Origin of the sequence: Curtobacterium sp. MCLR17_044 (assembly GCF_003234435.1) — a bacterium.
Taxonomy (GTDB): Bacteria; Actinomycetota; Actinomycetes; order Actinomycetales; family Microbacteriaceae; genus Curtobacterium; species Curtobacterium flaccumfaciens.
Genome location: NZ_QKTC01000013.1, coordinates 1 through 15,469, shown reverse-complemented (window position 1 = coordinate 15,469; position 15,469 = coordinate 1). Strand labels below are relative to the sequence as shown.

General features: G+C 72.6%; 11 protein-coding genes. 3 read left to right on the top strand and 8 right to left on the bottom strand.

Annotated features, from left to right (window positions below; all coding sequences use genetic code 11):
- Positions 1-8: 8 nt before the first annotated feature.
- The 3 genes from DEJ04_RS10675 to DEJ04_RS10665 all read right to left on the bottom strand — a co-directional run bounded on the left by DEJ04_RS10675 (position 9) and on the right by DEJ04_RS10665 (position 5,891).
- On the bottom strand, positions 9-722 hold the full coding sequence (locus DEJ04_RS10675) for a M50 family metallopeptidase (protein ID WP_181433267.1): 714 nt from the start codon (positions 720-722) through the stop codon (positions 9-11).
- A 163-nt stretch (positions 723-885) separates the two neighbouring features.
- Positions 886-2,700 (bottom strand): glutamine--fructose-6-phosphate transaminase (isomerizing), encoded by a 1,815-nt coding sequence (gene glmS, locus DEJ04_RS10670; protein ID WP_071406356.1) that lies wholly within the window; start codon positions 2,698-2,700, stop codon positions 886-888.
- A 491-nt stretch (positions 2,701-3,191) separates the two neighbouring features.
- Positions 3,192-5,891, bottom strand: coding sequence for a LuxR family transcriptional regulator (locus DEJ04_RS10665; protein ID WP_111047053.1), 2,700 nt, complete (start codon positions 5,889-5,891; stop codon positions 3,192-3,194).
- A 524-nt stretch (positions 5,892-6,415) separates the two neighbouring features.
- Between DEJ04_RS10665 and DEJ04_RS10660 the strand changes: the two genes are divergently transcribed.
- The gene (locus DEJ04_RS10660) at positions 6,416-7,975 is read left to right on the top strand and encodes an MFS transporter (protein WP_111047052.1); all 1,560 of its coding nucleotides are present in this window, start codon (positions 6,416-6,418) and stop codon (positions 7,973-7,975) included.
- 18 nt (positions 7,976-7,993) lie between these two features.
- Here DEJ04_RS10660 and DEJ04_RS10655 read toward each other — a convergent pair whose 3' ends face one another.
- From DEJ04_RS10655 to aroA, 4 genes are all read right to left on the bottom strand, one after another.
- Complete coding sequence (locus DEJ04_RS10655; protein WP_084741405.1) at positions 7,994-8,782, bottom strand: inositol monophosphatase family protein; 789 nt, start codon at positions 8,780-8,782, stop codon at positions 7,994-7,996.
- Positions 8,783-8,801: 19 nt separating this feature from the next.
- Positions 8,802-9,974, bottom strand: a complete 1,173-nt coding sequence (locus DEJ04_RS10650) for a hypothetical protein (RefSeq protein ID WP_146245672.1) — start codon at positions 9,972-9,974, stop codon at positions 8,802-8,804.
- A gap of 358 nt (positions 9,975-10,332) precedes the next feature.
- A complete protein-coding gene (rsgA, locus tag DEJ04_RS10645) occupies positions 10,333-11,379 on the bottom strand; it encodes a ribosome small subunit-dependent GTPase A (RefSeq protein ID WP_111047051.1) in 1,047 nt (348 codons plus the stop codon).
- 3 nt (positions 11,380-11,382) lie between these two features.
- Positions 11,383-12,768, bottom strand: a complete 1,386-nt coding sequence (gene aroA, locus DEJ04_RS10640) for a 3-phosphoshikimate 1-carboxyvinyltransferase (protein ID WP_111047050.1) — start codon at positions 12,766-12,768, stop codon at positions 11,383-11,385.
- 81 nt (positions 12,769-12,849) lie between these two features.
- Between aroA and DEJ04_RS10635 the strand changes: the two genes are divergently transcribed.
- Both DEJ04_RS10635 and DEJ04_RS10630 read left to right on the top strand, forming a co-directional pair.
- Positions 12,850-13,701, top strand: a complete 852-nt coding sequence (locus DEJ04_RS10635; protein WP_111024012.1) for a sigma-70 family RNA polymerase sigma factor — start codon at positions 12,850-12,852, stop codon at positions 13,699-13,701.
- Positions 13,698-13,940: a zf-HC2 domain-containing protein gene (locus DEJ04_RS10630; protein ID WP_027465838.1), complete on the top strand. Its 243-nt coding sequence runs from the start codon at positions 13,698-13,700 to the stop codon at positions 13,938-13,940. The genes DEJ04_RS10635 and DEJ04_RS10630 overlap by 4 nt, the downstream gene beginning before the upstream one ends.
- Before the next feature lie 50 nt (positions 13,941-13,990).
- Here the strand turns inward: DEJ04_RS10630 and DEJ04_RS10625 are convergent.
- Positions 13,991-15,469 (bottom strand): LamG-like jellyroll fold domain-containing protein (locus DEJ04_RS10625; RefSeq protein WP_258371354.1); only part of this gene is annotated, 1,479 nt, incomplete at its 5' end.

The following is a 15,469-nucleotide window of genomic DNA, read 5'->3' as shown; positions in this document are numbered from 1 at the left end:
GCACAGCCTCAGACGAGCGCGCGGACCCCGGCGACGACGGTGTCCCAGACCTGGAGCAGCGGCTCGCGCGCCAGCCACACCGCGACGGCGTTCACGGCGACGAACAGCACGAACCACAGGGACGCCGGCACCCGCATCTCGGCCGCGGCGATGTGGAAGTCGGTCTGCACCCGGGCGCCGGTGACCAGCCAGCGGCCGACCTGCACCACCGAGCGCAGGCCGTCGACGACGAAGAACGCCCCGACGGCGGCGACCACCAGGACGGTGGCCTCGGACGGGCGGACGGCCACCCACAGGGCGAGCGCGTCGAAGCCGAGCACGACGAGCAGGCCGAACCAGTTCCGGACGAACGCCAGCGCCACGAGCCCGATGACCGCGAGCACCACCACGGGCAGCCAGCGGGAGCCGTGCAGCACCCCGGTGACCAGGAGCACCCCCGCCCACAGGGGTGCGCTGTACCCGGCGTACAGGTTCAGGATCCGGACGAGCCACCGGATGCCGCCGGGCACCCGGCCGAGCTGGACCCAGGCCTCGCCGGACCCGTCCGGGTGCAGCTCGATCCGCTGGATCCGCCCGCCGAACGGCACGACGACGATCGCGTGCCCGACCTCGTGCGCGATGGTCGCGGCGATGCGGGCCACGCGGCCGACGAACGGCACGAACGGCAGGACGGCGCCGACGAGGAGCGCGACGAAGACGAGGGGCGGGGCTGCGGTGGTCAAGTGACCAGCATCGCAGCCCCGCCCAGGAAGACCCTGCGGGACCGGCGTCAGGAGAGCCCGGGCGTCGTCAGCACCACCGTGACCAGGACCACGGTGCCGGCGATCGCCAGGGCGGTGAGGACGGCGAGGAAGACCGTCAGGCGGTTCACGCGTCGGCGCCCGGCTATTCGACCGTCACCGACTTCGCGAGGTTCCGGGGTTTGTCGACGTCGCACCCGAGCTGCAGGGCCAGTTCCCGCGCGAGCATCTGCAGTGGCACGACGGCCTCGAGCGGACCCCACGGCGCGGTCATCGCACCCCAGGCCAGGTCGCCGGTGCCACGGCGGCCGAGCGCGGGGATGTCCGCCGACTCGCCGCCGATCGTGATGACGAAGCCACCGCGTGCCCGGACCTCGGCGATCGCCGACTGGATCTTCGGCTCACCGTGATCGATGACGACCACCGGGGTGCCGTCGTCCACCAGCGCGAGCGGCCCGTGCTTGAGTTCGCCGGCGGGGTAGGCCTCGGCCCAGCGGTAGCTGAGCTCCTTGAGCTTCAGGGCGCCCTCGGCGGCGTACGGCAGTCCGGCACCGCGGCCGAGGAACAGGAACCCGGTCGCCTCCTTGACGCTCGACACCAGCAGCGGCATCCGCTCGGCGGACACCCGCGCGGCGTGCTCGATCCGGGCCGGCAGGTCGAGCAGCTCGTCGACGAGCACCTGGGCGCGCGACGGTTCGATGCGGCCGGACGCCACCATCGCCGAGATCATCGCCGCGACGCCCACCACGACCTGCGCCGTGAACGTCTTCGTGGCCGCGACCCCGATCTCCGGGCCGGCGTGGCAGTCCAGCACGGCGTCGGCCCGCCGAGCGAGCGAGGAGTGCATGTTGTTCGTCAGCGCGAGCACCGGGTGGCGGTCCTCGAACCGGTCCAGGGCACGGAGCACGTCGGCCGTCTCACCGGACTGGCTGATCGCGACGACCAGGGTTCCCGGACCGAGCACGGCCTGGTCGGCCTCGCTCGCGACGACGATGTCGGTCGGCACACCACCGATCCCGCGCAGTGCGGTCGCGATCACCTGGCCGGCGTTGAGCGACGTACCGCAGGCGACGATCGCCAGCCGGTGGAAGCCGGCCAGGCCGAGGCCCACCCACATGCTGCCGTCGGCGGTGCGGCGGGTCACCCGGTCCAGGATCGTCGCGACGACGTCGGCCTGCTCGTCGATCTCCTTCGCCATGTGGTCGGTGTGGTCGCCGAGGTCGAGTGCTGCGGCGGCGAACGGGGACGGCGTGGGGAACGGCACGGGCACCGTGATGCCGTCGGACGACCAGGTCCAGGCCTCACCGAGCTCGACGACGTCGCCGTCGCGCAGCGCCACGAACGTCTCGCACCACTCGGCGATCGCGCCGATGTCGCTCGCCACGAAGTCGCCGCGGCCGGAGCGGGCGACGACGAGCGGCGAACGGTCCGCCGCCACGACCATGCGGCCGTCCCGGGCGTCCAGGACCACGATCGCCCACGAGCCCTCGAGCTGCGCCGTCGCGATCTGCACCGCGAGCATCAGGTCCGGGTCGACCGCCAGCGCCCGCTCGACCAGGTGCGCGATGACCTCGGAGTCGACGTCGGACCGGAAGCGGTGCCCCTGCGCCTCGAGCGTCTGGCGCAGCCGGTCCGCGTTCTCGACGATGCCGTTGTGCACGATCGAGATCCGGCCGGTGCAGTCGGCGTGTGGGTGCGCGTTCGCCTCGCGCACGGCACCGTGCGTGGCCCAGCGGGTGTGGCCGATGCCGACGCCGGTGAGCGCGTCACCGGAGCGTGCAGCGACGAGGGTGCGCAGGTCGCCGACGCGGGAGACCGAGCGGATCGTCTCGGTGCGGCCGACGGCCGTCCGGACGGCGATGCCGGCGGAGTCGTACCCGCGGTACTCGAGTCGTTCGAGTCCGTCGAGCAGGTAGGGGGTCGCGTCGTCAGACACGCGGGCCGCGATGATGCCGCACATCGGCTGTCCCTTCGGGGGAACGAGGGTGGGTGGAACGGGGAGGTGGGACTGGTGCGGCACCGACCGCCGTCGGGTCTGCCGCGCGTCCGGGGCCTCCCGGCCCGGGAACCGACGCCCGTCCTCGGATCAGGCGAGGACGGACGTCGGTGTCGTTGGGCCGAGGGGTTCGGGTACCGGACGGGGTACCGCGGGCTGGCCCCCGGGGGAGGGGCACGGCGGTCGGTGCAGGAGAAGCCTCACCCGCCGCCGACCACACGGCAACACCCGTCGGACGCTCTTGCGGTTCCCCGCGTGCGGGGGCGCACCGCGCTGCGGTCGCGTGCGGACTCCCGCAAGCGCGCGCGCTTCGCGTGGAGCGACGCGCCAGCGGCGCGCGGCGCCAGCGCCGACCGAGCCTGCGAGGTCGGTTGCGTGAAGACGTGGAGGGACGACGGACGGGAGGCCCGGTACCAGCTGGTACCGGGCCTCCCGTCCGTCCTGTGGTGCGTCTCCTACGTGAGGAGCGCGACCAGGTGCGATCGCGATCGCGCGCCGACCTTGCGGTAGATCTGCGTGAGCCGCAGTTCCACCGTGCGCTGCGACATGAACAGCGACGAGGCGATCTCGCGGTTGCGGTAGCCCTCGGTGACCTTCTGCACCACCGCGCGCTCCTCGGCGGTCAGTGACGTGAGCACCGCCGACGCGTCGGGGGCGCTGCGCGGCGTCGCGGGGAACGCCGGCGAGAGCACCGGTGCGGACCGGATCGACGACGAGCCCGTGCCGAACTGCGGCATCGCCGCAGCCGGAGCCGGGGTCACGAGCGGTCGACGCAGGCCGGCCGCCTCGTACGCCGCTGCGGCCGCCGCTCCGAGACGCGGCCGTTCCGCCGGGTTGCCGACGGCGGCCAGCGCCGCGAACGTGCGAGCCCGCTCGTACTGCGAGTCGTGCGGCTGGAACAGTTCCAGCGCACGGCGCCGGGCCGGCTCGCGGGTGGTGTCGTCGGCGACGAGCGCGAGGCTCCGCGCCAGCACCAGGGCACCCCAGCGCCCCGGACGGGCGTGGTGGTCCGCCGCCAGGCGAGCCGTGATCGTCCGCGCGTCGTCGATCCTTCCGAGGCGCACGTACGCCTCGACCAGGTCGCCGAGGTGCCGGAGCACCGCGGGGTTCCGGAGCGACCGACCGATGGCGTCGGCGGCCTCGAGCGCGGTGGCTGCCTCGTCGAGTCGACCGTCGAGCAGCAGGACCTTGCCGCGGAGCGCGTGCAGCTTCGCCGTCGCACCCCAGAGCCGACTCGTCGAACGGTGCTCGAGGCATCGGTCCACGACGTCGAGCGCCTCGGCGGAACGGCCCTCGGCGAAGTGCCGCCACGCGACGGCGATCGCCCGGGAGGGCTCACGCAACCGCTCGGCGACGGACGAACCGGACTCCCACACGTCGATCGCGCGGAGCGCCTGCCGGAAGTTGCCGGAGCGCACCTCGTTCTCGGACGTCAGGTAGCGGGCCGCCTCGGTCCACACCGCCGCGGTCTCCGGCCCCCGGGCGAGCACGAGTGCGAACACCCGTCGCGCGCTCCGGTAGCGTTCGCTGATGCTGAGCGCGTGGGCGAGGAGCAGCAGGGCCGGGTCGGACATCGCCACGAGCTCCGACGTCGCGAGCCCGTCGTGCAGTTCGGTGTCGGGCGGCAGCACGCCGTCCACGGCGGCGATGAGCTCCCGCGCGGTCGTCGTGATCTCGAGGGTGTGCGCGGACGCCGACCCCTCGAGCGGTTCGATCCGGTGCAGCAGGTCCTTCGCCTGGTCGAGCTCCCACGCCTCGGCACGGAAGCAGGCCACCATGGCCATCAGCCCGGCGACGGCGTCCACCTCGGCCGGGTCGGTCGCGTCGACGGGGACGAGCAGCTCGTCCGCGTGCACGGCGTCACCGCTGAGGTACTCGGCCGAGTACTGCAGGCGGAGCCGGCGGACCTCGTTCGGCGTCGTCCGGAACGGACGGAGCGCCGCGAGGTACCGCGCAGCGAAGCCGAGGAGGCGCTTGCCGAGCATGGCCTCCGCGACCCCGAGGAGCGCGACGTGCTCGTCCTCGGTCCCGCCACCGATGTGCAGGGCACGCTCGGTCAGCGCGATCGCGGCGTGCACGTTGCCGTCCACGACGTACGACCGTGCAGCCTGGAGCAGTGCGACCACGTCGGGGACGTCGTCGACGAAGCTCCGGTGCCACGCGGCCGACCGCGGGTCGCTCTCCGCGCTCGCCGTGGCCAGCTCGGCGTGTGCCGCACGACGGTCACGGGCGGGCATCCGCCAGTAGAGCGCGGAACGGACCAGCGGGTGCCGGACGGTGACGCTCTGGCCGCGGACGGTCGCGAGACCGGCCCCGACCAGGTCGTCCAGCTCATCGCGGTCCCACGCCGTGGTCTTCGCGACGGGCACCAGGGCGAGCTTCGCGAGGACGTCCAGATCGCGTCCCGCGGCGGGCCCGAGTGCGAGTGCCGCGATGGCCTCGGTCGTCGGAGTGGGTCGGAGCGGGAGCACGATCGGCTCCGCGCCGGTGAGCTGCTCCCGGGTGAGCACCGCGAGCTGTTCGCGGAGCGCGCCGGGGTTGCCACCGGTCTCCTCGGCGAGGACGGCGAGGACGCCGTCGTTCGCCTCGGCGGGTGCCATGGCCCGGGCGAGGATCAGTGCCTCGTCCGAGGGCAGCGGTTCGATGCGCAGGGTCGGCAGGGCCGCGAGCGGCCCGTCCGACGGCACCGAGCGGACCGTCGCCACGACACGCAGGGCGGTGCCCGCGAGTCGTCCGGCGAGGAACGCGATGAGTTCCTGGCTCTCCGAGTCCATCCGGTCGAGGTCGTCGATGAGGACGAGCGTCGGCGGGAGGGTCAGGGCGTGCACGGCGTCGAGGAAGTCGTGCGCCGCCGCCAGCCCGGCCGTCACGGCGGCCGCGGTCCCGCCGGCCTGCAGCAGGTGGGCGATGTGTGCGGTCGCTCGAGGGTCGTCGAGCGCGGTGAACAGGGAGGTCACCCCGGCCAGTGGCCAGCGGGATTCACTCCCGTTGACACCGACCCGGACGACGGGGAGGGAAACGCGGTTCGAGACCGCGTCGAGGACGCTGCTGCGTCCGGAACCAGGGTCGCCGACCACGACCATCGCGGACTCCCGTGGGAGCACTGCGAGGGTCGCGATCCGGTCGACCTCGAGACGTCGACCGGTGAGTGCCATGACTCACCGGCCTCCGGGTCCGGAGGCGGATGCTGCGAGGAGGGCGTCGGCGAACACGGGGGTCGCTGCGACGGGGCGCACGGAGGCGGACCGGACTGCTGCACGGCGGGTGACCGTGGCGGAGTGCGGACGAGCGGCGGCGACTGAGCGCGCGCCGGAACTGTCGTGGATTGGATGCGGTCGACGAGTGTGGGTGCACTCGGTTCCGCTCGGGAACGATGATGTCATCGTCTGTATCACCCCTCGGGTTAGGGTCTTCGGACGAACACGACCGGTCTGTTCCGCCGTCCGGATCTAGGGAATCCGAGAGCGTCACGTGACCTGCCGTCTGGAGCACGATAACTCAGGTACCGGCCCGCCGAGCGGACTCCGGCTCGCAGATGTCCAGAACGGTGCCCCCAGTACGGGGGGCCACGGGGGGGTGTGGCACCAGCCCTCTGCACCCCGATCCGGGTCCGCCTGACGGAACCGGGGTACAGCTCTGTCCGGACCTCGTTCGTCGTCGCAGGTGTAGCCAGGACGGGATGTCCAACGCTGAACCGACCGACGCCCGCCTCGATGACCGCACCCGGTGGCGCGCCTTCGCCGTGTGCGTCGCGGTGGCGGCCCTGACGATCCTCGACCTGTCCAAGGTGAACGTCGGGCTGCCCTCGATCGAGCAGTCCCTCGGGGCCACCAGCTCGTCGCTCCAGCTCATCGTGGCGGGGTACGCGCTGGCGTTCGGCCTCGCCCTGGTGCCCGCGGGTCGGCTCGGGGACCTGAAGAGCCGGCGCGTCATGTTCATCGTGGGGCTCAGTGCGTTCACCGGATCGAGCCTGCTGTGCGCCGTCGCACCGAACATCGAGGTCCTGATCGTCACCCGGATCCTGCAGGGATTCGCCGCCGGGATCCAGATGCCCCAGGTCATCGGACTGGTGCAGCAGCTGTTCCGCGGACCGGAGCGAGGCCGCGCGTTCGGGCTGTTCGGGGCGATGATCGGCATCTCCACGGCCCTCGGGCCGACCATCGGCGGTGGCCTCATCGCGATCGGCGGCGAGGAGTCCGGCTGGCGGCTGCTGTTCTGGATGAACGTGCCCCTCGGGATCGCCGCACTGCTCTTCGCCGTCCGCCTGCTGCCGAAGGGTGCCCAGGGGAAGGCGCAGGACCGTGAACTGGACGTCGTCGGCATCCTGCTGCTCGGCGCGGCGATCATCACCCTGATGCTGCCGTTCGTGCTGACCAGCGGCGGTGGTGGTTCCGCGACCCGCTGGTTCTGGCTGGTCGGCTTCGCGGTGTTCCTCGTGCTGTTCGTGCTCTGGGAGCAGCGGTTCAAGCGGCAGGGCAAGTCGCCCGTGGTGCACTTCGAGCTCTTCCGGCTGTCGTCGTACCGCAACGGGCTGTCGATCGTGGCGGTCTACTTCGCGGCGCTGCCGGCGTCGTTCCTCATGGTCACGCTGTACCTGCAGGAGGGCCTCGGGCTCTCGCCCCTGTTCGCCGGCATGGTGAGCATCCCCTTCGCCGCGACGAGTGCCGTCGGCTCGTACATCGGCGGACGGATCGTCGACCGGGTCGGGCGGGCGTTGGTCGTCGCCGGGCTCGGGATGGTCGTCGTCGGCTTCCTGCTGCTCATGGTCGCCGCCGTCGCCACCCCGCCGGAGGTCACCCCGTGGGCGATGGCGGGCGCGTTCCTGGTGGGCGGACTCGGTGGCGGGTTCGTGGTGTCGCCGAACCAGACCCTGACCCTGGCCGAGATCCCCGTCGAGCAGTCCGGCGTGGCGGGGTCGATGCAGCAGCTCGGGCAGCGTGTCGGTACCGCGATCGGCACCGCGGTCGCGACGAGCATCTTCTACGGGATCGTGCGGAGCGAGGCGGCGGGCTCGGGTTCCGGTGGCTCCGGCGCTCGTCTTGACGCGTACCACGACGCGTTCCGCAGCGGCACGACGTTCACGGTGTCGCTGATGGCGCTGGCGCTCGTGCTGGCCGGTGCGGACCTGGTGGCGCGTCGGCGGGCGGCGCGGCGGTCGGGCGGTGACGCCGAGCACCCTGGCACGGCTGCGGGGTCCGCCGAGCGCACCGGGGCGTCCGGATCCGCCGAGCGGGGCTGACCTGCCCGCCGACCGTGCCTAGGAGTCGCGGCGGATGACCTCGACGACGGCGTCGTGCACCAGGCCGTTCGAGGCGAGCGCGCTGCCGTGCCACGGCCCGGGATCGCCGTCGAGCGAGGTGAAGCGGCCGCCGGCCTCTTCGACGATGGGGACGAGGGCTGCGATGTCCCACGGCTTCAGGTCCGGTTCGCCGGCGACGTCGAGGACGCCCTCGGCCACCATCATGTACGACCACATGTCGCCGTAGGCCCGGGTCCGCCAGACCCGGCGCGACAGGTCGACGAGCGGCTCGAGGCGGTCGTCGTCGTCCCACTGCTGGATGCTGTTGTAGCTCAGGCTCACGTCGGCGAGCTCGGACACCCCGGAGACCCGGAGCGGTCCGTCCAGCGAGAACGCGCCGGAACCCTCGGCCGCCCACCAGCGCTTGCCGAGGGCGGGAGCACTGACGACGCCGAGCACCGGACGGCCGTCGACCGCGAGCGCGATGAGGGTCGCCCACACCGGCACGCCGCGCAGGTAGTTGGCGGTGCCGTCGATCGGGTCGACCACCCACTGGCGGTGTCCTTCGCTGACGGCCTCGGCCCCGGTGTCCGCCGTCGTCTCCTCGCCGAGGAACGCGTCGTCCGGTCGCTCGGCGGCGAGCCGCTCGCGCAGGGCCCGTTCGACGGCCTGGTCGGCGTCGGTGACGTGCGTGCTGTCGGCCTTCTTCGTCACGTGCAGGTCGGCGGCACGGAAGCGCTCGAGGCTGATCGCGTCGGCGGTGTCGGCGAGGGAGCGGGCGAAGTCCAGGTCGGCGCTGAGGTCCACGTCGCCCAACCTACCGTCGCTACGCGGCGACGACCTCTTCTTCCTCGAGCCGGGTGACCTCGCGCTCGCGGGCGATGCGGGTCCGGCGGGCGACGAGCCCGTGCACCACGACGCAGAGCAGGAGCGCGGCGGCCAGCCAGAGGGCGAGCACGAGCGACGACCGGCCGAGCGACGCGTCCGGGAAGTACTGCAGGTCCTGTGCGGCCTGCAGCCACGCGGCACCGCTCCAGAAGGTGTGCAGGGCGGCGAAGAACCCGGGCTGGAACGCCGGCTGGAAGATCCCGCCGGACGACGTGAAGTTCAGCATCACGAACAGCATCGTGAGGATCGGGGTGGTCCACCGTCCGAGCACGGGGTGCAGCCCGACGCCGAGTGCGACGATGATCGCGTCGTAGAGCCAGGCGAACAGGAACACCTGCCAGTGGTGGGTGGTGATGACGCCGTAGATCGGTCCGGCGACGATCACGCCGATGCCGGCGACGACCCCGGCGGTGGCGAGCCCGATGACCGCGGTCCACACGGCACGGAGCTTCGTCGCGACCGAGGCCACGGCGATCGCGGACGCGTACCCGCCGACGCTCAGGGCCACGAGCAGGAAGAACAGCCCCTGGCCGGTGGTGTCCTGGTCGCCCGTGGGCACGACGTCGACGACCCGGAACGGCACGTGCTGGTCGTAGGCGATCGGCAGGAACACCTTCTGCGCGGCGCTCGCGGTGGTCTCCGACGCGGCGGTCGAGACGTAGAGCGTGGCACCCGTCGCCGTCGGCGCGTACACGGCGGCGAGGTCGCGGTCGCGCACCTGCTGCTCGGCCGCCTTCGTCGATGCGACGACATGGGCCACGAGGGCACCGTCGGACTGGTCGGTCACGGTCTGGGCGAACACCTGGGTGGCCGCGCCCTGGCCGACGATGCCGACGGGCAGTTCCTGCGGGGCCGGGGCGTGGAAGGCACCGAGGTAGGCCAGGCCCATGCCGGCGGCCAGGAACAGCGGCACGAGGATGTGCGAGGCGAACGTCAGCAGCACGCGACCGAGGCCGGCGGGGCGCAGGACGCTGTCGGACCGCTGCGGCTTCGGGGCTCGTGGGGACTTGTGGGTGGGGGAGTGGTGCGCGTGCGACGTCGTCGTCGTGCTCGGGGACGGGGCGTCGACAGCGGGGGTCGGCGCAAAGTTGTACTTTGCAACTTCAGACACGACCGCAACTGTACAACCCCGATGCGTGCTTGTCGACGCCGGCCCGGTGCCGAGGCACTGTCCGGTGCGAGGTTGCCCACTCCGTGCGAGGGCCGCGAGCCCGCACGGAGTGCACGACCTCGCACCGTTCAAGCGCCCCTCGCACGGTGCGAGGTCTGCACCGTGCGAGGGGCGCGGGAACCGGAGTGGTCACGACTCACCGCGCGCCAGCGCTCGAGTGGTCACGAACGGTCGGGTGCCGCACCTCCAGCCGACAGTTCGTGACCACTCGAGGCACACACCGCGGGGTGTCGTGACCAGCCGCCGACCGACCAGCCGCCGACGAGCCGCCGCCCGGCCGGCACCGCCGCCCGGCGCGCTACTCGGAACCGGGGTCGGACGCGCCCATGCCGGTCAGCAGCGCCCGGAACGAGTCGAGCCGCTCGACGCCGGTCGGCCCGAGCTCCCCGTCCTGCACCCGGTCGACGATCTCCCAGTCGTGCGCCTGCGCCAACGGGATGCCGTCCCGCGCGGGCCGCACCGGCACGGCGTGCGACGCGAACGCCCGGAAGACGTTCGCGGGGTCGACGTGCCCCAGGCCGAACGACCGCACACCCGGCGTGTCGATGATCCACCCGCCGTCACGGACCTGCAGCGCGATCGACGACGACGACGTGTGCCGCCCCCGACCGGTCACCGAGTTCACGACCCCGATCGCCCGCGTCGACCCGGTCAGGGCGTTCACCAGCGTCGACTTGCCGACGCCGGAGTGCCCGACGGTCACGGTCACCTTGTCGTCCAGGAGCTCGTGCAGCGCCTCGAACGGGACGTCGTCCGATCGGCTCGTCACGATCCGCAGATCCAGGCACGCGAAGTGCGCCAGGAACGCAGCCGGGTCGGCGAGGTCGGTCTTCGTGATGCAGAGGATCGGGTCGAGGCCGGCGTCGAACGCGGCCACCAGGTACCGGTCGATCAGGCGGGTGCGCGGCTCGGGGTCGGCGGCGGCCACCACGATGAGCATCTGGTCGGCGTTCGCCACGATGACGCGCTCGACCTCGTCGGAGTCGTCGGCACTCCGTCGCAGCAGGGTGGTGCGCTCGGCGACCTTCACGATGCGCGCGAGCGACCCGGGGTTGCCCGAGACGTCCCCGACGAGCGACACGTGGTCGCCCGTGACGACGGACTTCTTGCCGAGCTCGCGGGCCTTCGTCGCGGTGATGACGTGGTCGTCGATCAGCACGCCGAACCGCCCGCGGTCGACGTTCGTCACCCAGCCGACCGGGGCGTCGTCGTACGTCGGACGGGTCTTCGTGCGCGGTCGGTTGCCCTTCGGGTTGGGGCGCACCCGCACGCTCGACTCGTCGTACTGCCCGTACGGCTCGTCCGCGTCGGAGTCGTCACCGTCGACGTCGTCCCACCAGCTCATGCGTCAGTCCCCACTCACCGGTGCAGCGGTCACCGAGGACGCCACGAGCGCGGCCCACAGCTCCGGGAACTGCGGCAGCGTCTTCGCGGTCGACCCGATGTCGTCGACGGCGACGCCGTCGACGACGAGGCCCACGATCGCCCCCGCGGTCGCCATCCGGTGGTCGTCGTACGCGCCCCAGGCGCTGCCGTGGAGCGGCGCCGGCTCGATCCGCAGGCCGTCGTCGAGTTCGTGCACCGCGCCTCCAGACCGGTTGAGGTCCGCTGCCAGCGCTGCCAGGCGGTCCGTCTCGTGCCCCCGCAGGTGACCGATGCCGGTGATCTCGCTCGGGCCCTCCGCCAGCGCGGCCAGCGCGACGAGCGCCGGGGCGAGTTCGCCGCCGCGGCTCAGGTCGATTTCGAGACCCGGCAAGGAGGCCCCACCCCGGATCCCGACGCCGCCGTCGACGACCAGGTCGTCACCGTCACGGGCCACGCTCGCCCCCCACAGGGGCAGGAGCGTCTCGAGGTCGGCGCCGACCTGCGTCGTCTCGGTCGGCCAGGTGCGGATGCGGACCGTGCCGCCGGCGACGAGCGCGGCGACCGCGAACGGCGCCGCATTGGACAGGTCGGGCTCGATCGTGACGTCACGCGCGCCGATCGGGCCCGGGTGCACGACCCACTCGCCGACCGACGGCTCGTCGACGCGGACGCCGCGGGCACGGAGCGCCGCGACGGTCATCTCGATGTGCGGCATGCTCGGCAGGCGCTCGCCGACGTGGGTGAGGTGCAGGCCCTCGTCGAAGCGGGGGGCCGACAGCAGCAGGCCGGAGACGAACTGCGAGGACGCCGACGCGTCGATCGTCAGGGCGCCACCGCGGACCGAGCCGGTACCGGTGAACGAGAACGGCATCGAGCCGCCGCCGTCGTCCGTGACGTCCACACCGAGGTCCACCAGTCCCTGCACGATGGCGTGCATCGGCCGCTTGCGGGCGTAGGGGTCGCCGTCGACCGTGACGGGCCCGACGGCCAGGGCGGCGAGCGGCGGCAGGAAGCGCATCACGGTGCCGGCCAGCCCGCAGTCCAGGCGGACGTCGCCGTGCATCGGGGCGGGCGTGATCCGGAGGTCCGGGCCGTAGGGGTTCGGGGCGGTGCCGGCCGCCGGCTCGAGCTCCTCGATGCCGACGCCGAGCGCACGGAGGCCCGCGATCATCAGCGCCGAGTCACGGGAGTGCAGCGGGAGCCGGATCGTCGAGGGGCCGTCCGCGAGGGCCGCGAGCACGAGCTCCCGGTTCGTCAGCGACTTCGACCCGGGCAGCGCGACGTCACCGCGCAGCGGACCCCCTGCGACCGGGGCGATCCAGGGGTCGGCGGGCTGGGCCCTGCTGTGGGAATGCGTCGTGTCTGCCATCGGTTCACCAGGGTACTGAACGCACCGGGAGGATCAGTGGCGACAGCAACACTCGCACGAGAGCGGACCGGCACGGCGACCGTGCTGACCGCGGTGCCGACGACGCTCGGCACGCTCGGCCTAGACTTGGCGGCGATGACGACCGACGAACCGCAGGCAGCTCCGCACCACCTGGTCGACGAGACCGAGGTGCAGCTCGACGCCGTCGAAGAGGAGCACGAAGCCCTCGACGACGCCGCAGACGAGCCGGTGGACGCGAAGACCGTCTCCGAGGCGGAGCTGCGGTCCCTGTTCGAGGACCAGGCCCTGCCCTTCATGGACCAGCTCTACGGTGCGGCCATGCGGATGACCCGCAACCCGGCCGACGCGTCGGACCTGGTGCAGGAGACCTTCGTCAAGGCCTTCGCCGCGTTCCGCCAGTTCAAGCAGGGCACCAACCTGAAGGCCTGGCTGTACCGGATCCTCACGAACACGTTCATCAACACGTACCGCAAGAACCAGCGGAACCCGTACCAGGGCACGATCGACGAGCTCGAGGACTGGCAGCTCGGCGGCGCGGAGAGCGTCACCCAGTCGATCTCCGCCCGGTCCGCCGAGGCCGACGCGATCGACCACCTGCCGTCCTCCGCCGTGAAGGACGCCCTGCAGGCCATCCCGGAGGACTTCCGGATGGCCGTGTACTTCGCCGATGTCGAAGGCTTCTCGTACCAGGAGATCGCCGACATCATGAAGACCCCCGTGGGGACGGTCATGAGCCGCCTCCACCGTGGCCGCCGGCTCCTCCGTGGGCTCCTGGCGGACCACGCCCGTGAGACCGGCATCGTCCCGGACGCAGCGTCGACGGCGACGATGCGTGGACGGGGACGAGGCGCGGCACAGACGACGAAGGCAACCGCGGCCACGGGTCGCACCGGACGGAAGGACGCACGATGAGCGGCTGCGACTGCTCGAAGGCGAAGGCCGAGCTCGAGGAGTTCCTGCACGACGAGCTCCGTCACGAGGACGCCGCGGACATCCGCGAGCACATGGACGGGTGCGAGGACTGCCAGACCGAGCACCGCGTCGGCGTCGTGCTCATGGAGACCGTCCGTCGCGCCTGCAAGGAGACCGCTCCCGACCAGCTGCGCAGCGAGATCCTCGCGCGCATCCGGGTGGAGCAGGCGACGCACTGACGACACGCCGGGCTGGGCTTCGCTGGGCTGCGACCTGGCACGGTCTGGTGTCAGCGCCCGGCCTGGAACGCCTGCGCGACCTCGGTTGCGTCGAGGACGGTGTCGTGCACCCGGACGGTGTCCACGTCACCGGTGAAGGCGTAGCCCGCTGCACCGGGCCAACCGGACAGCGTCTGCCGTCCGGCCCGCCAGTGGCCGGGGTACTGCCGCAGCGTGACGGCATCGGATCGGCTGCCCTGTAGCGAACCGTCGACCCAGAGCGTCATCGACCGTGCCTCGAAGGTGGCCACCACGTGGTGCCAGGCGCCGTCGTTCACGGGCGCGGTGGACCCGATGGTGAACTTGAACTGCGATCCGGAGCCCTCGACCCCGAAGCGCAGGACTCCGTCGGCGCCGATGTACAGGTGCCGGTCGCGGTAGGTCGACGCCGCCGATCGGTCCGAGCCGAAGCCGAACACCCGGCCACCGTCGGTGTCGTCGGTCCGGAACCAGGTCTCGATCGTGAAGGTGTTCGGCGCGTCGACCGCGGTGTCCGTGACCGCCCACCCTTCGGCGCCGTCCTCGGTCCAGAACGTCGCGTAGGGGTTCGTCGCGCAGTCCGCGTCGACCCGGGCGGCAGCGGCGGGCGTGAAGGCCCCGTCGGCCCCGGACCCGCTCGAGTCGACGACCTGCGGACCGTTCTTCTCGGCGAAGTCCCACGCCAGTGACGTGCCGGGTGCCGGCTGGTGGAAGCACCCGAAGCCGCCGGTGTAGAGCGCCGAGGCGGTCCCGGTCGAGCCGCTGAACCCGGCGCCCGCGCCAGCTCCGGCTCCTGCTCCGGCGAGCAGGGTGAGGGTGATGGCCGCCGCCGTGAACACCGCGACCGGAACGGTGGTCGACGTCGGGGCGGTGACGGCCGCCGTCCGGGGCTCCGCGACCACGGGCGAGTGGAGATCACGGCGCGGCGTGCCGCAGGTGCGGCAGGGGCGACCGGCGACGATGTCCCGATCAGCACGCCCGGCGACGACGAGCACGGCGGTGACGACGCCGGCCAGCAGCAGGGACGTCCAGTCGCCCCCGCGGATCCAGACGCCCGGCAGCCCGATCCACGGGAACCGCAGCACCCCGACTCCGAGGACCGCCGCGGGTTCGACGGCCGTGCGGTCGGCCGTCGGGTTCGCGTCCCCGCGCAGACGCAGGCCCCCGTCCGGTTCGATGCGCTCGAGTCGGTGCAGACGGAGTCGATCCCGGTGGTCGGGGTCCTCGACGAGCAGCACCCGTCCGGCCTCGAGGTCATCGCGTCCGACGGGCATCGCGGCGACGACGTCCCCGGTGCGGATCCCGGGGGCCATCGAGTCGGAGACGACCGTCGTGACGTGCCACCCGAACGCCGCGGGGAGCGACGCCCACAGTGCGAGCAGCAGCACCGACCAGAGGACCGTCCGTGCCGAGACCGCGAGGAGCAGCCGGGGCAGGTCGCCGACGCAGCGGACGTGACGGCGGGTGGCGACGTTCGGCATCGGCTGCTCCTCGGGTCGGGCGGGTCGGGT